General features: G+C 58.5%; 19 protein-coding genes. 10 read left to right on the top strand and 9 right to left on the bottom strand.

Annotation, left to right across the window (positions count from 1 at the left end; genetic code table 11):
• The 3 genes from AAF358_11305 to AAF358_11315 form a co-directional block, all read left to right on the top strand.
• A partial coding sequence (locus tag AAF358_11305) for an AbgT family transporter (protein ID MEM7706134.1) occupies positions 1 to 812 on the top strand: 812 nt, incomplete at its 5' end.
• 31 nt (positions 813 to 843) lie between these two features.
• Positions 844 to 1365, top strand: a complete 522-nt coding sequence (locus tag AAF358_11310; GenBank protein MEM7706135.1) for a RidA family protein — start codon at positions 844 to 846, stop codon at positions 1363 to 1365.
• Between the two features lie 84 nt (positions 1366 to 1449).
• Positions 1450 to 2439, top strand: coding sequence for a kelch repeat-containing protein (locus AAF358_11315; protein ID MEM7706136.1), 990 nt, complete (start codon positions 1450 to 1452; stop codon positions 2437 to 2439).
• Positions 2440 to 2507: 68 nt separating this feature from the next.
• Here AAF358_11315 and AAF358_11320 read toward each other — a convergent pair whose 3' ends face one another.
• Positions 2508 to 3614: an endonuclease/exonuclease/phosphatase family protein gene (locus AAF358_11320; GenBank protein MEM7706137.1), complete on the bottom strand. Its 1107-nt coding sequence runs from the start codon at positions 3612 to 3614 to the stop codon at positions 2508 to 2510.
• Between the two features lie 151 nt (positions 3615 to 3765).
• Here AAF358_11320 and AAF358_11325 point away from each other — a divergent pair, with 151 nt between their 5' ends.
• Both AAF358_11325 and AAF358_11330 read left to right on the top strand, forming a co-directional pair.
• A complete protein-coding gene (locus tag AAF358_11325; GenBank protein MEM7706138.1) occupies positions 3766 to 4518 on the top strand; it encodes a creatininase family protein in 753 nt (250 codons plus the stop codon).
• A gap of 138 nt (positions 4519 to 4656) precedes the next feature.
• Positions 4657 to 7785 (top strand): hypothetical protein, encoded by a 3129-nt coding sequence (locus AAF358_11330; GenBank protein MEM7706139.1) that lies wholly within the window; start codon positions 4657 to 4659, stop codon positions 7783 to 7785.
• A 75-nt stretch (positions 7786 to 7860) separates the two neighbouring features.
• Here the strand turns inward: AAF358_11330 and AAF358_11335 are convergent, their stop codons facing one another.
• Positions 7861 to 8727 (bottom strand): dienelactone hydrolase family protein, encoded by an 867-nt coding sequence (locus AAF358_11335; protein MEM7706140.1) that lies wholly within the window; start codon positions 8725 to 8727, stop codon positions 7861 to 7863.
• 191 nt (positions 8728 to 8918) lie between these two features.
• Here AAF358_11335 and AAF358_11340 point away from each other — a divergent pair, with 191 nt between their 5' ends.
• Genes AAF358_11340 through argE form a run of 3 tightly spaced genes read left to right on the top strand, consistent with a single transcriptional unit; the run spans position 8919 to position 11819 of the window.
• Positions 8919 to 9149: a hypothetical protein gene (locus tag AAF358_11340; protein MEM7706141.1), complete on the top strand. Its 231-nt coding sequence runs from the start codon at positions 8919 to 8921 to the stop codon at positions 9147 to 9149.
• Positions 9149 to 10648, top strand: coding sequence for a sodium:solute symporter family protein (locus AAF358_11345; GenBank protein ID MEM7706142.1), 1500 nt, complete (start codon positions 9149 to 9151; stop codon positions 10646 to 10648). Before AAF358_11340 ends, AAF358_11345 begins: the two co-directional genes overlap by 1 nt.
• Positions 10649 to 10652: 4 nt before the next feature.
• The gene (argE, locus tag AAF358_11350; GenBank protein MEM7706143.1) at positions 10653 to 11819 is read left to right on the top strand and encodes an acetylornithine deacetylase; all 1167 of its coding nucleotides are present in this window, start codon (positions 10653 to 10655) and stop codon (positions 11817 to 11819) included.
• Between the two features lie 50 nt (positions 11820 to 11869).
• Here the strand turns inward: argE and AAF358_11355 are convergent, their stop codons facing one another.
• The 6 genes from AAF358_11355 to AAF358_11380 form a co-directional block, all read right to left on the bottom strand.
• The gene (locus AAF358_11355; protein ID MEM7706144.1) at positions 11870 to 12451 is read right to left on the bottom strand and encodes a HupE/UreJ family protein; all 582 of its coding nucleotides are present in this window, start codon (positions 12449 to 12451) and stop codon (positions 11870 to 11872) included.
• A gap of 1 nt (position 12452) precedes the next feature.
• Complete coding sequence (locus AAF358_11360) at positions 12453 to 12974, bottom strand: DUF6702 family protein (protein MEM7706145.1); 522 nt, start codon at positions 12972 to 12974, stop codon at positions 12453 to 12455.
• A gap of 6 nt (positions 12975 to 12980) precedes the next feature.
• Positions 12981 to 14288, bottom strand: coding sequence for a dipeptidase (locus tag AAF358_11365; GenBank protein ID MEM7706146.1), 1308 nt, complete (start codon positions 14286 to 14288; stop codon positions 12981 to 12983).
• Positions 14289 to 14589: 301 nt separating this feature from the next.
• On the bottom strand, positions 14590 to 15825 hold the full coding sequence (locus AAF358_11370) for a hypothetical protein (GenBank protein MEM7706147.1): 1236 nt from the start codon (positions 15823 to 15825) through the stop codon (positions 14590 to 14592).
• A gap of 212 nt (positions 15826 to 16037) precedes the next feature.
• Positions 16038 to 16550 (bottom strand): hypothetical protein, encoded by a 513-nt coding sequence (locus AAF358_11375; GenBank protein MEM7706148.1) that lies wholly within the window; start codon positions 16548 to 16550, stop codon positions 16038 to 16040.
• A gap of 86 nt (positions 16551 to 16636) precedes the next feature.
• The gene (locus tag AAF358_11380) at positions 16637 to 18178 is read right to left on the bottom strand and encodes a hypothetical protein (GenBank protein MEM7706149.1); all 1542 of its coding nucleotides are present in this window, start codon (positions 18176 to 18178) and stop codon (positions 16637 to 16639) included.
• Here AAF358_11380 and AAF358_11385 point away from each other — a divergent pair.
• Together AAF358_11385 and AAF358_11390 are read left to right on the top strand one after the other, a co-directional pair.
• A complete protein-coding gene (locus AAF358_11385; protein MEM7706150.1) occupies positions 18165 to 18560 on the top strand; it encodes a MarR family winged helix-turn-helix transcriptional regulator in 396 nt (131 codons plus the stop codon). The two genes, AAF358_11380 and AAF358_11385, sit on opposite strands and share 14 nt — an antisense overlap.
• A complete protein-coding gene (locus AAF358_11390) occupies positions 18560 to 20041 on the top strand; it encodes a pyridoxal-dependent decarboxylase (GenBank protein MEM7706151.1) in 1482 nt (493 codons plus the stop codon). The genes AAF358_11385 and AAF358_11390 overlap by 1 nt, the downstream gene beginning before the upstream one ends.
• 27 nt (positions 20042 to 20068) lie before the next feature.
• On the opposite strand, the gene AAF358_11395 is transcribed toward AAF358_11390, so the two are convergent.
• On the bottom strand, positions 20069 to 20776 hold the full coding sequence (locus AAF358_11395) for a TetR/AcrR family transcriptional regulator (GenBank protein ID MEM7706152.1): 708 nt from the start codon (positions 20774 to 20776) through the stop codon (positions 20069 to 20071).
• Positions 20777 to 20778: the final 2 nt, after the last annotated feature.

Below are 20778 nucleotides of genomic sequence, written 5' to 3' on the forward strand. Positions count from 1 at the left end.
AGGGGATGGACGACGATTCACACCGCATGGAGGCGCTGACGCCAAAAGAGAAGAAAGGCCTGTGGCGGTCACTCTGGGCGACGCTGCTGTTCGCTGGCGTGATTGCCCTGATGGTCGTTCCGGAAGGCGCGATACTTCGAAATCAGGCGACGGGCGCCGTCGCTGGTTCACCGTTTTTGAAAGGTATTGTCGCGATTATTTTTGTGTATTTTCTGATGGTGGGCGTTGTCTACGGCCGTACCGTCGGGACCATCAACTCCGACCGAGATGTGATCAACGCCATGGCGCACGCTATGAGCACGCTCGGGCTCTATATCGCCCTGGTCTTCTTTGCCGCCCAGTTCGTCAAGTTCTTTGGCTGGACGAATCTCGGTGCCATAACGGCCGTGACCGGTGCGAACTTTCTACAGGGTATCGGGCTGACCGGTCCGCTGCTCTTCTTTCTTTTTATCCTGGTGTGCGCGTTTATCAATCTGATGTTGGGTTCCGCGTCCGCGCAGTGGGCGGTCACTGCCCCCATTTTTGTGCCGATGCTCATGCTGCTTGGGTATGCCCCCGAAGTGATCCAGTCGGCTTACCGAATCGGTGACTCCAGCACCAACATCATCACCCCCATGATGAGCTACTTCGGGTTGATCATGGCTTTTGTCGCCAGGTACCAACCCAAGGCAGGTGTCGGGACTCTGATCGCCATGATGCTGCCGTATTCCGTGGCGTTTCTCATTTTCTGGTCGGTGTTTTTCTTTCTGTGGACATTTGTCCTCGGCCTACCGGTTGGGCCAGCGTCACCGACCTACTACAACGTCGGGTAAGAGACCCGACCGCGAACCCGCTGAGAAAACGATGAATCGACTGCTCTTGCTGCCCATGATTTTCTGCCTGCTGCTTCCAATGGCGGCCACCGCTGACGTGGAAGCGAAGCTTCAGGCGATGGGAATCGAACTCTACCCATATGTGGAACCCACCAACCAGTTTGTCTACGTCGTGCAGGCAGGAAACCTGGCGTTTACGGCGGGACACGGCCCGAAGCGGGCTGACGGGACGTACCTGATCGGACGACTCGGCGACGCCCTGACGGTCGAGGAGGGCGCTCAGGCGGCTCGTCTGTCGGGCATTGCGCTGCTTTCCAGCCTGAAGCACGAGCTTGGCGATCTCGACCGCATCAAGCGATTTGTGAAGGTGCTGGGCATGGTAAACGCGACCGAAGATTTCACTCAGCACTCCGCGGTGATCAACGGATTTTCGGACTTGATCGTCGAAGTGTTCGGTGAAAAGGGTAAACACGCCCGGTCAGCCGTGGGGATGCAGTCGCTGCCCGTGGGTTTTGCCACAGAAATCGAGGTGGTGGTTGAACTCTATGAGTAGCGCCGCCGGACCCTGCGATCTACTCGGTTGGGTTTCGTGATCTCGTCAGGCAAAGCCGCTCAGGGGATTTTGGCCTTGGCGTTTGTGTTCGGACTGACAGGTTTCTCCGCCGCTGAGGAGAGCAGTCAAATAACCTGGTCAGCCGCCGCGCCGCTGCCCTACCGGGTGCAGGAAATCTACCCGGTAGTCCATCAGGGCAAAATCTACGTGGCCGGCGGCTTAAGCCCGGATGTGCCCGAGCAGCAAATGAACATTTCTGATCAGGTCTGGGCCTATGACCCGGAGCTCGACCGGTGGGTTGCCGCACCGTCTCTCCCTGAGCCTCGGCATCATCCCTTTTTGGTGTCGTACGAAGACGCCATCTACGCCTTCGGTGGGTTCATCGCCCGCGATGGTGGTCGCTGGCATAACAGCAGTGACGTACTCCGCCTGGTCGATGGTGGGTCTTCCTGGGAAAAAATTGGGAGTATGCCGAGCCCCCAGGCGGAAACCCTGGCGGTCGTTCTTAAGCACAAGATTCACCTGGCTAGCGGCAGATCCCCAAGGGGGTCGCAGAACGCTCGCTGGGGCGATCAGATCGATGTTGCTGAACATCGGATTTATGATCCGACGACCGGTTCCTGGGCTCCTGCGCCGGCTCTTGATGTAGCACGCAACAGTGCGTCGGGCGTCCGCCTGGGGGGCGCCTGGCACGTCATTGCCGGGCGCACCGTTGCCGGTGGCAATCTGCCGACCCACGAACTTTACGATCTCGAAGCAAACAGCTGGACCCGTAAAGCGCCGCTGCCTCAGGCGCAGGGTGGTCTCGCCGCTGCGGCGCTGCACGGCAAGATTTATGTATTCGGCGGCGAGTATTTCGACAACGGCGGCGGCGTGTATGAAGAGGTTTGGGAATACACGCCCGAGACGGACAGGTGGCGGCACGTCAGCGACATGCCCGTGCCGCGTCACGGGCTGGGCGCGGTGACGCTGGGTGACGCCATTTATGTGGTCGGCGGTGCCACCGAGGCTGGCGGTGCCGGAACGTCAAATCGCGTCTCGGTGTTCACGCTTACCGAGGCTACTTCTCCTTAGGCGACCGGCTCGCCGCGCGGCTCAAGGTCGCGCACAGTGGCCACGGACGCCCAACTCTTGGCCAATCGCTAATGGCGTTTAGCCCTCGTGAGCGTCATGACCAGCGGCAGGTGGTCAGACACGCCACGGCGGTTCTCCAGGTTAAACCGATTCACCGTGCCGTCGGGGTTGAGCTGGTCTCCGTAACCGTTGGCAATAAAAACGCCACCCTTTGGCATATGCCATCCGTTTTCCGCTTCGCTCTCGGAGAACAAGATCATGTCGAGAAACGACCAGGTTTGGCCGCGCGACCAATAGTTGGTGCCCAGGCAGCCCTCGCAATCAGCCTCGTGGGCGACGGTCCAAAAGGGTCGAACCCGGTCGTCCATGATCGAGGTGCCCGTCATTTCGCGAGCCGGCGTATTGAAATCCCCGGCCGCAAACACGGGCTGATCTGCCGGGACACGGGATCGGAGTGTGTTGAGGTGATCGTAGGCCACTTCCCGCATCTCGATGGGGTGGAACGGTGCCGGGAAATGCACACAAAAGCCCGTCAATCGGCCGCCACCGGGAAGCTGGAAGGTCGCCTCGAGTACCCCGCGCGTATCCTTGATCCTGTCGGGAAAAGCGGGTGCATCGAAGGCGTGCAGCACCGGTTCTGTGGCCAGCGGGAGTCGGCTTAAAAATGCAACGTCGATGCCCCGCAGGTCCTGGCCTTCGATGAGAATCGGCTTGCCGTACCCGGCCGCTTGGAGATACTCCTGAGACAGACGGGTCAGGATCTCGATGTTTTCGACTTCCTGCAGCGCAAGAATGTCCGGTCCCTTGCCGTCGTTGATCTGAAGAATGGTCTTTCCAAGCTGTCGAAGCTTGAACTCAACAGCCTCTTCGCTCCAGTCGAGCCCTAGGCAGTCGTTTCGCCAGCGTTCGACTTCGATCGTATTGCAGCGTGTCACGTGTTCGGCGGTGCGCTTGCGACTGACGGGCAGGTAGGTGTAGTCGTCTTTGCCGGCGTCATGCGTCGTGTTGAACAGGTTCTCGACGTTGAAGGTCATGACGGTGACCGACGATGATTCGGAGCTGGGGTTGGCGCCTTTGACGTTCGACGTCTCCTGCGGACTGCATCCTGCGAGCACCATAATCGCTAGGAACGCCGAGACTCGACGTTTCAGTCCGAATAGCGCTGTGGCTGGCATAGGCATTCAGTGTGACCGATGAGGGGAAACCGGCGAGCAGCCTAGCACAGCGTCATGTCGGGTTTGCGTCGATTCCACCGCTTGAACAGACGCATCCGAGGTAGAATCTTTTCCCGTCGCCGAACCCGGCGTTTGCACAAGGAATCTCATCATGGAGCTCAGGTTCAGCACCTGGCCGGAGGTCGAGGGTTATCTCAAGGGCAGCCACGCCATCGTGTTGCCCATCGGTTCGACCGAGCAACATGGGCCCAATGGCCTCATCGGCACCGATGCGCTGTGTCCAGAGGCCCTCGCGCTAGAGCTGGGGAAACAGACAGGCGCGCTCATCGCACCGACCATTTCGGTCGGTATGGCGCAGCACCATCTGGGGTTTCCTGGATCGATCACGCTGAAACCGTCGACGCTGATTCTAGTCATCCGCGATACGGTCAACTCCCTGGTCCAGCACGGTTTCCGACGTTTCTATTTCCTGAATGGTCACGGCGGCAACGTGGCGACCGTCACCGCCGCGTTTTCTGAGCTATACGCGCAAACGAGTCTCGGGGAGCAGCCGGGGGCACCGGGTGGCATTCGCTGCATTCTGCGAAACTGGTGGGAGGCCAACGGCGTGATGGCGCTGAGCCGATCGCTGTTTGGGGATGCCGACGGCAGCCATGCGACCTGCGGGGAGGTATCGCTCACGCAGTACGCCTACCCCGACAGCCGCAAGACGGCCGAGATGAACCCGCCGATTGCCCCGAACGGCCCAATTTACGACGCCGCCGACTATCGACGCCGCTTTCCGGACGGGCGAATCGGTTCTAACCCGTCGCTCGCAAACCCCGAGGCGGGTAAGAAGCTGTTCGATCTGGCGCTGGAGGGGATCGCTGCCGACTTCCAGAAGTTTTCTACTGCCGGTCAATAACTCCTTACGGCAAACGCTTGTTAACGACCGTTCTGGGCTGCGCCGTTTGGTGAGTCCCCGGCGGCAATCTATACTGCCTGGCAATCCGAAGTTGGCTGTCAGTTTAGGCGGTCAACCGATCCACTTAGGCGACCCTTCATGAGATTCATTTTTTCGCTTGCGAGTCTGGTGCTCGCGCAGTCCCTTGCCGGTTTTCCGTCAGCTTTTGCCAACGAAGACCGGTCGTTCTTCGACGGTATCGAGGCTCGCATGGTCGGCCCGTTTCGCGGTGGTCGCGCGACGGTGGCGGTTGGCGTACCCCAGAATCCTCATACTTACTACATGGGGGCCACCGGCGGCGTGTGGAAAACCACCAACGCTGGCGCCAGCTGGCGTGCGGTGTCGGACGATGATTTTGGCACGGCGGCGGTGGGCGCCATCGCGGTGGCACCCTCGGATCCGAATGTCGTTTATGTCGGCATGGGTGAGTCGCCCTTTCGTAACATCGCCTCGTCGCAGGGGGATGGGGTTTACCGGTCTACTGATGCCGGCGAAAGCTGGGTCCACGTGGGATTCCGCGACGTTAAGCAAATCGGCGAGATCCGTGTTCATCCGAATGACCCCGACACGGTTTGGGTTGCGGCGCAGGGCAACGCGTACCGACCCGCGGATGACGGGGGTATCTTCAAGAGCAGCGACGGTGGTGCTACCTGGCGACGGGTGCTGACTCCCGAAAACGAATCGACGGGCGCCGTCGACCTGGCGCTGGATATGCAGAATCCGCGCATTCTCTATGCCGCCTTGTGGGACAACCAGCGTACTCCGTGGGCGCTGCGCTCGGGAGGGCCAGGCAGTGGCATCTGGCGCACCGTTGACGGTGGCGAAGCCTGGGAACGGCTTAGCGACGGCCTGCCAGACGGTATGGGCAAGATCGGTGTCGCCGCTTCACCGGCCAGGCCAGGTCTGGTCTGGGCCATTGTGGAGGCCGAGGGAGACAAGGGTGGCCTCTACCGATCCGACGATGGCGGCGATTCCTGGAAGCAGGTCAACAAGGCACGAGTCCTTCGCGCGCGATCGTGGTACTACATGCACATCTTTGCTGATCCGAGTGACGCCGACACCGTGTACGTGTTGAACGCGCCGCTGCTCAAGTCGGTGGACGGCGGTAAGAGTTTTGCCAACGTGCCCGTGCCACACGGCGATAACCACTACCTGTGGATCAGCCCGCAGGACTCCAAGCGGATGATCAATGCCAACGACGGCGGCGCCAACGTCTCCTTCGACGGGGGCGCAAGCTGGTCCCGGCAGGACAACCAGCCGACGGCGCAGTTTTATCGAGTGAATACGGACAATCTATTTGAGTACCGGATCTACGGGGGGCAGCAGGATAACTCGACGGTGGCTATCCGAAGTCGCTCGCGCGACGGCGGCATCGGCCGCGACGACTGGGAGATTCAAGGCGGCTGCGAGAGCGCCCACGTGGCGTTTGACGCAGACGACCCGAGGTACACCTACGCGGGCTGCTACCTGGGTCTGATTCAGGAATTTGACACCGTCACCCGTACGGCGCGATCGGTCAAAGCGTACGAAGAGCTTGGGCTTGGCGTCGAGGCCAAAGATCAGAAGCTGCGATTCAACTGGAACGCGCCGATCCACGTGTCCGAGCACAACAGCGCTGTGATCTACCATGCCGGCAACGTGGTCCTTCGCTCTGAGGATCGCGGCTACAGCTGGCGTACCGTCAGCCCGGACCTTACCCGCAACGAAGCGGACAAACAGGGGCCGGGGTCGGGCCCATATACCAACGAAAATATTGAGGTGTACAACACGATCTTTGCGCTCGAGGAAAGTCCGCACGAAGCGTCCACGTTGTGGGCCGGCACCGACGATGGGCTCCTCCATATCACGCGTAACGGCGGAGAGACCTGGGACGATGTCACGCCGCGTGGCGTGGGTCGCGGTCTGATCAACGCCATCGACGTGTCGCCGCACGACCCGGCGGTCACTTACGTTACGGTGATGAAATACAAGGAGGGTGACAACAAGCCTTATTTATACCGAACGGCCAACTATGGGCGCAGCTGGAAGCGGATCAGCGACAACCTCCCGCAGGAACACTTCGCCCGGGTCGTGCGCGAGGACCCGCAGCGGGAGGGGCTGCTGTTTGCCGGGATGGAGCGCGGCATTTACGTGTCCTTTAATGCCGGTGAGGACTGGCAGTCGCTTCAGCTCAATTTGCCCGTTGTGCCGGTAACGGATCTGATGGTTCGCCGCGGTGATCTGGTACTGTCGACTCAGGGGAGAGGCTTCTGGGTGATCGATGACATCAGCCCGCTGCGGCAGCATGCCGCAGCCCAGCAAACCTCCGTGCACCTGTACGACCCGAGGGCCGCTTACCGCCTCACCCCCACTCGCGGGCGACCCAGCGGCGGCGAGAACTATGCGCCTAGCGCACCGGCAGGTGCGGTCATCTATTACTCACTACCCGATGAGCTCGATCTGGCTGAGGAGACCGTAAAGCTCGAAATCCTCGATGACGATGGCAAAGTGATCCGGACCCTCACGACCGAGACCGAAAGAGGCGTGGAGGGCGGAGGCCGCGGTGTTGCTTACGCGCTGCCTGCGGAAAAAGGCAGCAATCGTGCGGTATGGGATTTGCGGCGGAAAGCGACCCCCGAAATCGACTATCGATTTTTATTCGGCGCGGCGCGAGGCGCCAAGTCATTCAGCGGGCACGTTGTCGGGCCCGGCACCTACGGACTGCGGCTGACGGTGGGTGAGGAAGTACGCGAAGCCAGCGTTCAGGTGCTTTGGGACCCGATCAACGACTACGACGAGGATGCGATCACTGAGCAGCAGGTCATGTTGTCGAAGATTTACGGCATGCTGGAGGGCTTGTACGAGCGCATCGACACGCTGCTGGCGATAAAAGAGCAGGTTGAGCTGCGCCAGAGGCTTGCCAAGAAGGCAGACGACAACGATCAGGCGGAGGCTGCGGCAGCGGTGCTGGAGAAGCTGGAAGCGTGGCAGAACGGCGTCAGCACCCCGCAGCGCACCAACAACCAGGACGTGCTGAACTTCGCCGCCAAGCTGGACGCGTTTCTGTCCAACTTATATACCCAGGTGGATGCTGCGGTGCTGGGAGTCACGCAGGGGCAGCGGGATCGTTTGGCTGACCTGGAAGCACAGTGGCAAGAGGCGATGGAATCCTGGGAAAAGATGATCGAGGAAGACGTCTCAGCCTACAGTCAACAGGCCGGGCCAGCGGTGGTTGTGCCCGAGCATTGAGCAGACCGATCGCCAGTCGATAGTTCGGTTGTACCGACGGGTTTCCGAGCCGGAAACCCGTCGTGACGTTGCAGGCTAGAGCGCTCGCTCAAACATCGCCAGCGTTCGCGCCCAGGCCTTTTCGGCTGGGTCATGGTTGTAAACTCGCGAGTCGAGCACACACCAGCCGTGCATGGCACCCTCGTAAACCTCGATTTCGGCCTTCAGCCCATTTTTCGCGAACTCTTCGCGCAAGACCTTTTTTGCTTGCGGGTCGCGCTCATCGTCGTTGTCGGCCACCGCGATCAGCAGCTGGGCTTTCATCTGCGGGATGAGCAGATGCGGGCTGTCGGGCCGGTCGGTCACGAGGCCGCCGCCGTGGTAAGAGCCTGCAGCTCCGATGCGATCGGGTACCGCTGCGGCCGTACGCATAATAATCGGACCACCCATGCAGTAACCCATCGTGCCAACTTTGCGGCCGGTGTCGACGGGTGACTGTTCGTCGAGCCAGGCGACAAAAGCCTTGGCGTCGGTCTGATGCGTTTGCGCTGACAGGTTGCGGTACATCGGCATGACTTTCTCACGCGTTGCCTGGTCGCCAAAGCTTTCACCTTCCGCCACTACCGGCGACTTGGCGTCGCGATAGTACGGGTTGACGCAAAGCACGGCGTAACCGCTTTCGGCGAGGCGAGTCGCCATTTTCCGGAACGCCGGGCGCAGGGCGAGAATGTCGGGCCACATCAGCACCGCAGGGTGTTGACCTTCAGCTGGATGGACAAACAGCGCGTCACAAACGCCGTCCGGCGTCTCGATTTCCACGTCGGTGCTGGTGACCGCCAGCGCGTTGGCGGCGCGGGGCAGCATCATGGCCATCGCGCTGCCGGCGGCGAGCGCAGTGAACTCGCGGCGAGACAGTTTGCCAAGGTATTCGTCGGATTCTTTGATGGTGTTCTCATCACACATGGTGATTGTTCCTCTGCGGTGTCAGGTTGCGATGACCGAGCGACGCGGTTGGTGCGCCGGGCCTACAAACGGGTCTGGAGAGTGTAGGGCGCCTGTGCCGGCAATTACAACGATTGTCTTCGTGGTTCTGTGAGCAGACGGCTTGCCACGAACGTTTATACTGCCCGTCCCCAAGGTTACAAGGAAAGGGTTTGAAACGGCCCCGTAGCGCAAAGACGATCTGGATTCGCCGCCTCACAGTGGCGGTTTTCCTGCTTAACCTGCTGGCCGTCACTTGGCCTGTCCTTAAGTTTTTTAGACAAGCTGATCCTCGCTTCCTAGGCCTTCCGCTTTCGATGGCGTGGCCGGTGGGATGGATTGTCGTCGGCTGGATCATGCTGCTGCTGCTTGACTATTTTGAGCGGCGGGAGGAAGACGGCTGATGCCCCAGTGGGTGGTGGTGAGTTCCCTGATCCTTGCTTATCTGGCGCTGACCCTTTGGGTGGGGCTGCGCGCCGGTCGCGGAACGTCTTCGACGGTTGACGGCTTTGTCGCGGGCGATCGAAACTTTGGGTTTCTGGTGATGTACTTTGTCACCGGCGCCACCGTCTTTTCCGCTTTTGCCTTTCTGGGCGGGCCGGGCTGGGCCTACTCACGGGGCGCTGCCGCATTTTATATCCTGTCCTACGGCGTGCTGGGTATGTTGCCCTGGTACGCGATTGGGCCGAGGGTCGCACGGATTGGGCGTCAGCTGGGGCAGGTCACCCAGGCTCAGTTTTTGACCGGTCGCTTTCGCTCCCGATGGCTGTCCGTTCTGATTGCCCTTATCAGCGTCGCTGCGTTGATCCCGTACATCACCCTGCAGATGCGCGGCGCCGGCATCGTGATCGAAGCGGTCACCGAGGGGCATGTGCCTCTCTGGCTCGGCGCAGCGATCGCGTACGGCATTGTGCTGATCTACGTGCTTGTAAGCGGCGTTGCGGCTGTCGGCTGGACCAACACGCTGCAGGGCGTGTTTATGGTTGTGATCGCCTGGTCGCTTGGCCTGTACCTCCCTTTTGCCCTGTATGGCGGAGTCGGGCCGATGTTCGACGCCATTGCTCTCGAGCGCCCCGAGTTGCTGGAGCTGCCGGGCCTGGGGGCGAACGGCGAGCCCTGGAGCTGGGCCGGCTACAGCAGCGCTATCCTGGTCAGCGCCATCGGGATCACCATGTGGCCGCATCTGTTTATGAAGGCTTTCACCGCCCGCAGCGAGCGCATCATTCGGCAAACGGTGGTCTGGTTCCCGACCTTTCAGCTCTTTTTGGTGCCGGTGTTCCTCATCGGCTTCGCCGGCGTACTGTTTGTGGAAACGCTGGATCAGCCGGACTTCATCCTGCCGTACCTGATCCTGAACGTGGACCTGCCGGTTGTGGTGGTGGGCCTGTTCTGCGCCGGAGCGCTTTCCGCCTCGATGTCGACGGGGGACGCGCTGATGCACGCAACCGCCTCGGTGGCGGTGGAAGACGGCATCCGGCCGTTCGCCCACTTAAGCGTGGCGCAGCAGCGCCAGCTGATTCGCCTCCTGATTGTTGTTGCCGGTGCGGTGTCGTACTTCTTTGCTGTCTCGGAGGGCGCATCGCTGGTTGTGCTGCTCCTTACGTCTTACGGCATTATTGCCCAGCTTGCGCCGCCGGTTGTTGCTGCCCTGTTCTGGCGGCGAGCCACGACGCCCGGCGTCATTGCGGGGCTGGTCGCGGGGGGCGCAACCGCTCTCACGTGCTTTTTTGTGCCGGAGCTGAAACCTATCGACATGCACGAAGGCATTTTTGGACTGCTTGTTCACGTGCCCGTGCTTATTGTGGTGTCGCTGCTGACCCCGGCCGAAGATCCCGACCGGATCGAAGCGTATGTAAACCCGTTCTCTGAGCCGCAAGACGTTGGCTCGGCTTTACCGGAGTAAAACCATGTCCTCGCTGAATTCCATCGACATGCTCGCCCGTCTGGTTGCTTTTCCGACCGTTTCGCGCGATTCCAACCTGCCGCTCATCGACTGGGTGGAAGATTATCTCGGCGCATTCGGGGCCCGCTGCCGTCGTACCTGGAATGATGACGGCGACAAGGCCAACCTGTTTGCGGCTATCGGCCCAGACGTGCCAGGTGGTGTTGTGCTTTCCGGACACACGGACGTCGTGCCGATCGATGATCAGGACTGGCATACAGAACCGTTTAAGCTCACCGAGCGCGATGGGCTCCTGTATGGCCGGGGCAGCTCCGACATGAAAGGCTTCTCCGCGGTGTTTTTGTCGCGCCTGGCAGAACTGGATCGGTCGGCGTTGGAACGCCCGCTTTACCTAGCCCTCTCCTATGATGAAGAGGTCGGCTGTCTCGGCATCGATCGCATGGTTGATGACGCGCTGGACGCATTTGCAAAGCCGGACTTTGCGATTATTGGTGAACCCACCACGATGCAGATCGTTCGGGTCCACAAGTCGCTGAACACCTTCCGCACCGTGGTCACCGGAAAGGCGGCGCACTCCAGTCAGCCCCATCGGGGCGCCGGCGCCATATTGGCCGCGGCTCGTATCATGGAGCACCTGGATTCGCTTGGTCGCCAGCGTCGCGCTCAAGGCTCCAGCTCCGGCTGCGAACCGCCTTGGACCACGGTGCAGGTCGGCACCATTCAGGGAGGTACGGCCGCCAACATCCTTCCCAGCCACTGTGAGTTTGTCTGGGAATATCGCGGGCTGCCGGATGAGGGCCCGGACGACATCCTCAACGCGATGAATCAATTCATCGAGCAGCGGGTGCTCCCGGACCTGCGGGAATTTGCGCCGGAGGCAACCATTGAAACCACATCGTTGGCTCGCGTGCAGCCGCTCATGCCTGATCCGGCGGCCCGCGCTGATACCTGGGTACAAGGGTTGGCCGGCGTGCGGGAAGGGGGTTCGGGGGCGGTGTCGTTTGCCACCGAGGCCGGCAGCTTTCAGCGGGCCGGCATCAGCAGCGTGGTCTGCGGACCGGGCTCGATCAATCAGGCTCACCAGCCCAATGAATTTATTGACCCCGCCGAGCTGAAACGCTGCGAGGCCATGGTAGACGACGTGTTTGCCTATCTTTGCCGGAAAAACTAAGGCGTTCGGGCTGGCCACGCCAGCCAAATTTCTTCAGAGGCCAGGGTGAATCACCAGAATCGAGTCTCGACCATCAGCATGGCGGCAATGCCCGCTGCGGCGCCGGAGATAAACAGATTCCACTCGCGATGCTTGACGCTAAAAACGTTGAGGAACAGATACGCGGTACCAACAATGAACGCGACCACTAGCAGCTGACCCAGCTCGATGCCAACATTGAACGCAAGGAGCGGTATGGCAACAGAGGAGTCGCCCATCAGCAGCGCTCGAAAGTAGTTCGAAAAGCCCATGCCGTGGATCAACCCAAAAAACAGCGCCATGGCGTAGGTCGGCCCCATCTTTGACGGGCCGTTTGCCGGGCGCCGAACCACGTTGTGAATCGCGGTGAGCAGAATGGTTGTCGGGATAAGGAACTCGATGATGTCTGACGGAATGGTCACCGCCTCAAGCGACGCCAGCGCGAGCGTGATGCTATGCCCGACGGTGAAGGCCGTCACCAGGATAATGATGCTTTTCCACTGCTCCATCCGATACACGGCGCAAAGCGCAATCAGGAACAGAATGTGGTCGAACCCGCTCAGATCGGAGATATGTTCAAAGCCAAGCTGCAGATAAAAGGCAAATGGATGCATATCAAAAAGTGAGCTGGTGCACAGGCGTCTCTTTGTTGAGCATCAGGCTCCTCGAGTCGTTGTCCACATGTACATACACAATGTTGCTCTGATCGTAGAACAGGTCAGTGAAAACCGCGTTTTTAATTTCCATAGAGGTAATCGGCGGGTCTAACTGCTGCTCAAAGACCACTTCCAGCGCGGTATTTCCGCCTTCGCCGCTCAGCCTTTTGCGTTTGATACTCAGCTGGACGTTTTCTCCGTTGATCCTGACGTAGAAAAACCCGCTGAGGTAGTCGAGCAGCATTCCCTCGGCGTTGGGCGCCTCGTTGGGCTCACAAAACGCCAGCAGATTACTGTCAGGATCGAAAACCAACGCCTCGTTTACGTCAGTCAAAAACAGCCTGAGGCTAATGGTCAACAGCCGCAGCGTTGACGAATACTCGATTTCGCTTAGCGAGAGTTTCAGGGGATGGGCGCCAGCCCCAGCGTGCGGCCCGAGCAGGACGCACAGCAAAAGACATCGAGTGATCGCCTTTAGCATGCCGGATCACGCCGACGCGTCGGCCTGCATTTCGTCGGCGACTGCCCGTACCTCGCGAAAGACCCGCATCAGATTGCCGCTCCAGATTTTTTCGATCTGCTCTTCGGTATAGCCCCGGCGAACCAGTTCGATCGTGATGTTCATAACCTCACTGGCATCGAACACGCCGTCGATCCCGCCACCGCCATCGAAATCGCAGCCAATGCCAACGTGGTCAATGCCGGCGACCTCAACGATATGATCAATGTGATCTACCGCATTCTGTACGGTTGCCGATGGGTTGGGGTATTTTTCGTTGATCTCATTGAAGGCCTGCCTCATGGCTTTCCGTTCTTCCATGGTCATTTCGCTCGCCGGCTTCATGTTCGCGCGAAGCTCCTCAAGGGCTGCCTTGCGCTCGGGGTTGTCCGGAGGTGTACGCAGATAGTCAGACAGCATTGTCAGCTGGACCACGCCGCCGTTTTCCGCCATGAGCTTTAGCATCTCGTCGGTCATGTTGCGCTGATTGTCCACCAGGGCGCGCGCATTGGAGTGACTCGCGATAATGGGCGCCTTGGACATGGCAATCGCGTCGTAGAACACCTCATCGCTGCCGTGGGAAACATCAACCATGATGCCCAGACGATTCATTTCCTGAACAACCTGCTCGCCCAGCTCACTGATACCGCCGTGCTCTGGGCCCTTGGAATCGGTGGCCGAGTCCGCCAGGTCGTTGTTGCTCGAATGTACGAGCGTGATGTATCGGACGCCTTTGTCGTAGTAAAGCTCCACGTTGGCGATATCGTTGCCGACGGGATAGCCGTTTTCGATGCCCAGGTAGATGGCCCGCTTGCCGGCCTTCTCTAGCTCATAGGCATCCTCCGGTGTCAGTGCCAGCCCAGCCATCGAAGAATTTTGCGCTGCGGACTCGGTCACGGCGTCGATCATCTGCAGAACCAGGGCCTTCGCCCGGCTGTTGCCGTCATCATCACGGATGTCCTGAGCAACAAAGGCGGCGAGAAAGATTGCGTCGAGTCCGCCCTCTTTCATGCGCGGATAGTCCACCTTCGACCCAGTTTCCCGCGGATCATGCCGCTCGGCCATGTCAAAGCCCGGCTCGATCATCCGCAGCGGCGTGTCGGCATGGGTATCCAGCGTGAGAATGCGATCGTGGATTTCGAGTGCTCGCGCGACCAGTTCCTGCTCGGTCTCTGCAGCATCCTCAGCCGTTTCGGGTTCTGCGGTTTCGCCAACCGCTTCGGGTTCTGACGAACAGCCGGCGAGAAGAAACACGAGAAGCAAAACGAGTGAAGTGAGTTTTTGTGTGTGCGACATGTCAATGGCCAAAGTTGGATTGGGTTACGGATTCGGGTCGTTGGCTCTGAGAAGCCACTGCGTCCCTTTTTGGGCGACGCTGCATGATCACCCACCGGCCTCGGATTGCCAACCCGCGGACGCTATATTTGCCGAAATAGCCATGCCACACGCTCTCAAATAAATGCTGAGATGGCTGCCGCGATGGTCTAACTTGAAAGAACAACCCGAGGCAAAGTAACCGGCATCGGCAACCGCGGTTGTTGATGCGGACGTCAGCCTTTGAGCAGTCGCTTCTTTTTGCAGTGGCGTGAAATGGTCATTAATTCTGGCCCGTTGATTCAAACGAATTTTTGAATATGGGATCGGGAAGATTCACGTTGACCACTAGATAAGGGTTCCCGGAATAAGAACCTGGCGAAACCTGCATCACCTGCCCGGAAACGGGAATTGGAAATGGTCCGATGCTTATTGACGGCGAACGACTCAAAAGCGCGTCTTGCAGCAGGTAATCGGCAGAGATGATTTCGATGGATGAAATTTCTCGGCGGGAGACTAGATCCATGAAGCCCGTCAACGGGTCGGAATAGGACGCAGTGCCATCCGAGTCTTTAAGAATCACCGCTATGGGTTGACGCGGCATTCGTCTTACGCCGCCACTGAACGTTACCTCTTGTTCACTAGCACGCATTCGGAAGGTCTCGTCTTCGATCGTAATCACATAGACGGTTGGTTCCGACCAAACGCAAGGTTCGACGCGCAAGAGTAACGAGCTTCGAGATTCCGCCTCTATCCAAGTGTTTTCATCGCCTGTCTCGCAAAGGTCAATTACCTGTTCTGGTGTCAGCGACGGATCATCAATTCGCCTCCCCATGTCAAAGGTCGCTACTCGAAAGCCGGCTGTGTCAACATTTCTTGTGATTTTGTATCGGCCAATTCTATGGCCCGGAAGCGCGATCCAGTCGACATCGTTCGGGGAGTGAAAAGTCAGCGGGACAACCGCGCTGCCTCCAAGGACTTGTCTCGAAACACCCTCGAATGGCGTGAAAATTGGGAACCGTGCTCCTTCGTTGCGCTCGCCATCATCTCTTGGCCAGTCGTTGAAAAGGTAAACGAAGCCATCGGTGGACTCGCCCTCGACGATTCCAATGTCATTGGCGCCGAGGAAAGTTGTATCTAATACCTGAACGGAAGTCGGCGGCCGGAACGCTAAAGCAGGTCTAAAGTGTGCTGAAGTGAATCTCAACTCTCCGAGTGGTCCCGATAAAATCTGGGTGGGTTCATTTGCGAAGAGGTTGATAGTTACTTCAATTAGTCCTTGATCTGGGTAATCGACACAAATGAGCCGACTTTCACCAACGTCCCGGGTCAAAAAAAAACTGCAGTCGTTGGCTGGCTGAATCCGTCTGGGGTCGTATCGCAGTGACGCCGCTGCTCGGCGCACGTCCATGGCCCCGTCGTCGAAATGAAGCGAAAGCGAAAACTCTGTGTCATCCGTGCTGGCAGTACTTCCAACAATAAACGACGGCTGAGCGGAAACGAGGCAGGAATGGGTCAACAACATTCCTATTAAGAGAAAGTGTCGCATAGCGGCGGTCAATCCGTCGGTCGGGCCCGATGGACTTCAAGACGTTTGCGTCGACTCTTTTCCCCCAAAAAGACCAGGCGGTTGTTACCCGCGGCACACGTCCATCGAGTCGTTTCGCATTATGCATAATTACGTGCCATTACCTCTGAGCCAGAGGAACGCCGACGGGGCTCGTCAATCCATCAGTCTGCTTTTTTCTCTTTGAAGGACGATGAGCAATTGTGAACAGCATAGTCATAGCTATGCTCAAAGCACTTGAGAAGTCCGTCGACGACGTTGAGGTTTGGCGGCCACCTGATTTCGATCGGCTTCCCGAAAGAATCGACAGGATCGAAGTTCTCAGGGCGCGGGACAGCGGTTAGTTGTGCCCGGGCGTTTCGAAGGCGCGCCTTGTCGCGTCTAAGGAAGGCGATGGTTGCGTCAACGTAGTAATTCCATCCGTATCGATCGGGCTTGTTTGCCGGTGTGTAGGTACGTTCCAGCAGGGCGATCGCCGGCTGTGTGTCGCCACCCATGGCCCTCATCTGACCTTCGTGAAAGGTCATCATGATTCCTTCCTCACCGTTTGCGTTGATATAGGCTCTGATCAGATTAGCCGCAGCGGTTCGACAACCCGGTTGCTGATACAGCTGTCGCCAACCGATATTTGGATCCTGGTCGAAATCTCGCTGGTTCAGCGAGAGCATTTCTGCCATATCGACGTCGCACGTAGGTTCGGTTTCAGCTAGCGCTGTCGTTGCCGCGAGGAGAGTTCCCAAAATTACAACCGTTCTAGTTCTCATCATGGGATTCGATATCCATAGATGGTACGTGAACCACGAATAACGTTTTCTGCTGCCCGTACCGGGCCATCCGATGAAGCCGTGATTCTGTTGATGCCAATGTCTCGTGCGTGGAAAGAGAATATGGGCTGCCATAGGTCTACGGGTATTGCTGGGTCGTCCACCAGGGCGCAGAAGGGTACGGCGATTGTGTCGTCATCGTCGATGCAAGCAAGCTGCAATTCCTCGCCGGTTTCTACCTGGGTGAACGTCATTGTGAGCACGATGCTTGGGGAAGCTTCTGCAGGAGGATCGAAGCAGCAAGCTACGTCGTAGATTTGGACGAAAGTGCTTTGCTCGTTGTCGTGGGGTGAGGCGAAAACCCAGCGTCCTGATAAGTCCGGTAGCAGCGGCGCACCGAGCTGTGGGTCGACTTCACCAAGCTCAATCGTATCGGTTGCAAACCAAAATGAACGAATCGGAACTGCCGGCTCTAAGCCAAGGCGCATCCTGGCTGAGTCCGAAGACGTGAACTCAAACGTTGCCACCTGTTGTGCCGTGAGCTCAGGCGACTGAAACGGGCAGTTGAAGCACGCGCCGTCTGTCGCCGAAAAAAGCGGTGCGACGACGACGCTGTCCTGAAGCTGTCCACTACCGACCAGCCATTGAGCCTGTCCGTTCTGATCAAATCCGTATACCGCGGCGGTGACCATGTCTCCCTGGCGGTCGATGGTCACACCGCTTCCAGGTCTTGTGGGGTTCCACCACAGACCGGTGTTGGGCGGAGGTGTCCGATCGGTCTCCGCAATTTGCCGAAGGTAAACGTCATCAGCAAACACGGAACGAGGCTCTGCTACTCCCTCGTCTTTAGACACCAGCAGGAGCACTTCGACCGATCGAATATCCGGACCCGCATCAAATCGACCGCGCAGTTTCTGCCAATACTCGCCGGCTCCTTCGGTGGCGACGCTGGGAAATTCTGACCTCGATCGGGTGTCCACTCGGCATTCGGGCTGGGTAAAGGCATTCAGGTTGACCAAGCCGCGAGTATTGCCCTCGGTTTCGTGGGCCGGGACATAGACGCTGGCACCATATTCCAAAGAGGTCTCCGGCTCGATGTTCACACACTGAGTTAAAACGATATACCGCCCTCCCCCAATAGGGCGCCAGGCGATCAGCTCGACGGAGCCGGAGCCAATGTCTCGCGAGTAGTCCAAACGCCGGGGGTCGGGCGGCAGAATGTAGGGGTTTCCCCAGCCCTGATAGGAGCCCGTAAAGCTGGCATTGACGAGCAGGTTGCCGCTGCCGTTTGCCGAAACAGCGAGCGAGAGCCCAACGAGCAACAAAGCAAATAGGATTCGCATCGGCACCCGCTTGGTTCGACGGTAGCTGGAATTTACCGACCAAACCTGTTCGTCGATTGGCTGCATATCCGCATTATGAAGAAAGTCCCGGTCGATTTGCCAGCCAATTATAATTGATGTATTTACATCATGCAGATACACCGTATAGAATCTAAGGATGAACCTACCTTGTGCCTGCACAACCGTGCGAAAAGCCAATCGAGCGCTGTTTCGCTTTTATGAACACGCTATGGATGGGTCGGGCGTATCCATTACGCAATTTGCGATTCTCCGCGCGTTGGACCGCAACGGAGAAACGCCGTTGTCGCGATTGGCGGATGAACTGGTGATGGAACGGACGTCCTTGTACCGGACGATTGCGCCCTTGGTTGAGGCCGGAGCGGTCGAGCTCACCGCCGCGCCAAAAGGTCGAACCAAGCTCGCTGCCGTGACCCGCGAGGGCAGGGCGCTCATGCACGCGGCCGCCCCGAACTGGGACGCCGCCCAGGCAAGCGTTGTGGGTGCCTTGGGTCCGGAAAACTGGAAGGCACTGTCGGAAACGCTGCTGCAAATCCCTCACTTGCTCAAGGAAGAAAGCTAATGCCAATCCCTGTATCCGGCGTCAAACACGACTCGCTCGATCCGAGTGACTGGCATGAAGCCCGTCGGGTGGCTCATCAGGTTGTCGACGATATTGTTGACTACCTGGAGACGATCAGAGAAAGACCTGCCTGGCAGTCGGTTCCCGAACACGTCAAACAAGCGCTTGACCAGGATTTGCCCCTCGAGGGTGCACCCCTTGGAGAGGTGTATCAGGAGTTCAAAGAAAACATCCTTCCTTATCCCACGGGGAACCTACATCCAGGATTTTTCGGTTGGGTTATGGGGACCGGGACGTTCACCGGCGTGATTGCCGATGCGCTGATGGCGACCATGAATGCTCACGTGGCCGGTTATGATCAGTCTGCCGGGGTTGTCGAGCGCAAGGTGATCTCCTGGCTGGCTGAGCTGGTCGGCTTTCCGAAAGACTCGTCGGGTCTTCTGGTTACCGGCGGGACGATGGCGAACCTGAACGGATTAGCTGTCGCAAGGCACGAAAAAGCGGGCTTCGACATTCGGCGAGACGGTCTGCAGGGGATGGGGTCGCAACGGCTTCGTGTGTACGGCAGCGTTGAAACCCACAGCTGGATTTACCGGGCCTGCGAACTGATGGGTCTTGGTCGCGATTCTTTTCGGGCTGTACCCGTAAACGAACACTTCCAGATGAACTTGGCCGCGTGTCGACAGATGATTGAGGCCGATATCGCGCGCGGAGACAAACCGTTTTGTATTCTTGGAACCGTTGGATCGGTGAATACCGGAGCAATCGATGACCTCGTCGCTATCAGAAACCTCGCGGATCGGTTTGATTTGTGGTTTCACATCGATGGTGCATTCGGAACCCTGGCGGCTTGGGCTGAAGACGCCCGCTTTCTCGTTGAAGATCAGGCGCTGGCGGATTCCATTGCCTTCGATCTGCATAAATGGGGCTACATGCCGTACGACGTGGGGTGCGTGTTGACCAAAAATCCTGAGGCCCAAAACGAAGCGTTCGGGCAAAGCGCGTCGTATCTTTCTCCCACCTCTCGCGGCTTAGCGGTTGGCACAACCTACTTTGCCGACAAGGGCATCCAGCTTTCCCGAAGCTTTCGCGCACTCAAAGTTTGGATGTCGCTCAAAGAGCAGGGGGTGTCTCGAATCGGGCGTGCAATCTCCAAAAATATTTCCCAGGCCCGCTATCTGGAACGAAAGGCGAGATCAGCCCCAGAAATCGAACTCCTGGCACCGGTGTCGCTCAACGTTGTTTGCCTTCGCTTTCTCGACAACCGGCTAAGTGAAGCAGAATTGAATGAGCTCAATCAGGAAATTCTGCTGCGTATTCAGGAGAGCGGCACGGCCGTACCGTCCCATACGGTGATCGACGAGAGCTTCGCCATTCGGGTTTGTATCACTAACCATCGAACCGAAAACTCTGATCTGGACCGACTCATCACTTCCATCCGGAATTTCGGACAACAGATTGTCGGGGAGCGAGCCGCTTAGCCGCGTTTAGTCTCGTTGTCGGCAGAACTAGCCAACGGCATCCAGCCGGTCGGCGACCCTCTCGAGTCTGTCCACGATCGGAGCGATCGCGTCCGTCGCCGTTGATTGAGCCGGTTTGGCGCCAACTCCCCGCTGCAGCAGGTCAATCACGTTGGTGACGATGACTTGGATTTCGTCGTCGGGCGCGTTCTTTAGTATGTGCGTGCGCATGGCGTATTCGAGCGAGCCGAAAAACAGATCGCGGATGATCCAGTGGGGTACGTCGTCCCGGAGCTCCCTCTTATGGATGGCGGCACGAACGACGCGATCAAAAACGGCGACGTAGGATTTGTTGTACTCGTACGGCATGTCGCTCTGGTATTCGCTGACCTCACGAAAGCGAGCGATCATCAGCTCCAGGATCCGCCAGTCGGCCAGGCAGCGTTCGATGTGGTGGTTGGCGAGAAACGTGAGACGCGCGTACGTGTCTTTTGTGTCTTTGATTCCATCCTCGGCCCCTCTTGTTAGCTCCTGGTAAAACCGGCCGATGACCGCCAGCAAGAGTGCGTTTTTGTTCTTGAAATACAGATAGACGGTTCCCTCAGCCACACCCGCTAGCCGGGCAATATCGGCCATCTTTGTGCCTTCAAAGCCGTTTTTGACAAACGCATCGTGAGCAACGGCAACAATGGCCGCTTCGCGTTCTTCGAGGCGTTGCCGGCGGGTTTTAGTTTGCTGTACTTGAGCGTCGGCCATCG

This window comes from Pseudomonadota bacterium (genome assembly GCA_039033415.1).
Lineage (GTDB): Bacteria > Pseudomonadota > Gammaproteobacteria > Xanthomonadales > SZUA-38 > JANQOZ01.

Coding starts and splice junctions, on each gene's coding strand:
- AAF358_11320 (MEM7706137.1), bottom strand. CDS start 3,614: ATGCCAGCCACAGCGCTATTCGGACTGAAACGTCGAGTCTCGGCGTTC.
- AAF358_11345 (MEM7706142.1), top strand. CDS start 9,149: ATGCCCCAGTGGGTGGTGGTGAGTTCCCTGATCCTTGCTTATCTGGCG.
- AAF358_11335 (MEM7706140.1), bottom strand. CDS start 8,727: ATGTGTGATGAGAACACCATCAAAGAATCCGACGAATACCTTGGCAAA.
- AAF358_11330 (MEM7706139.1), top strand. CDS start 4,657: ATGAGATTCATTTTTTCGCTTGCGAGTCTGGTGCTCGCGCAGTCCCTT.
- AAF358_11375 (MEM7706148.1), bottom strand. CDS start 16,550: ATGGCAGAAATGCTCTCGCTGAACCAGCGAGATTTCGACCAGGATCCA.
- AAF358_11390 (MEM7706151.1), top strand. CDS start 18,560: ATGCCAATCCCTGTATCCGGCGTCAAACACGACTCGCTCGATCCGAGT.
- AAF358_11365 (MEM7706146.1), bottom strand. CDS start 14,288: ATGTCGCACACACAAAAACTCACTTCACTCGTTTTGCTTCTCGTGTTT.
- AAF358_11355 (MEM7706144.1), bottom strand. CDS start 12,451: ATGCATCCATTTGCCTTTTATCTGCAGCTTGGCTTTGAACATATCTCC.
- AAF358_11325 (MEM7706138.1), top strand. CDS start 3,766: ATGGAGCTCAGGTTCAGCACCTGGCCGGAGGTCGAGGGTTATCTCAAG.
- AAF358_11395 (MEM7706152.1), bottom strand. CDS start 20,776: ATGGCCGACGCTCAAGTACAGCAAACTAAAACCCGCCGGCAACGCCTC.
- AAF358_11310 (MEM7706135.1), top strand. CDS start 844: ATGAATCGACTGCTCTTGCTGCCCATGATTTTCTGCCTGCTGCTTCCA.
- AAF358_11360 (MEM7706145.1), bottom strand. CDS start 12,974: ATGCTAAAGGCGATCACTCGATGTCTTTTGCTGTGCGTCCTGCTCGGG.
- argE (MEM7706143.1), top strand. CDS start 10,653: ATGTCCTCGCTGAATTCCATCGACATGCTCGCCCGTCTGGTTGCTTTT.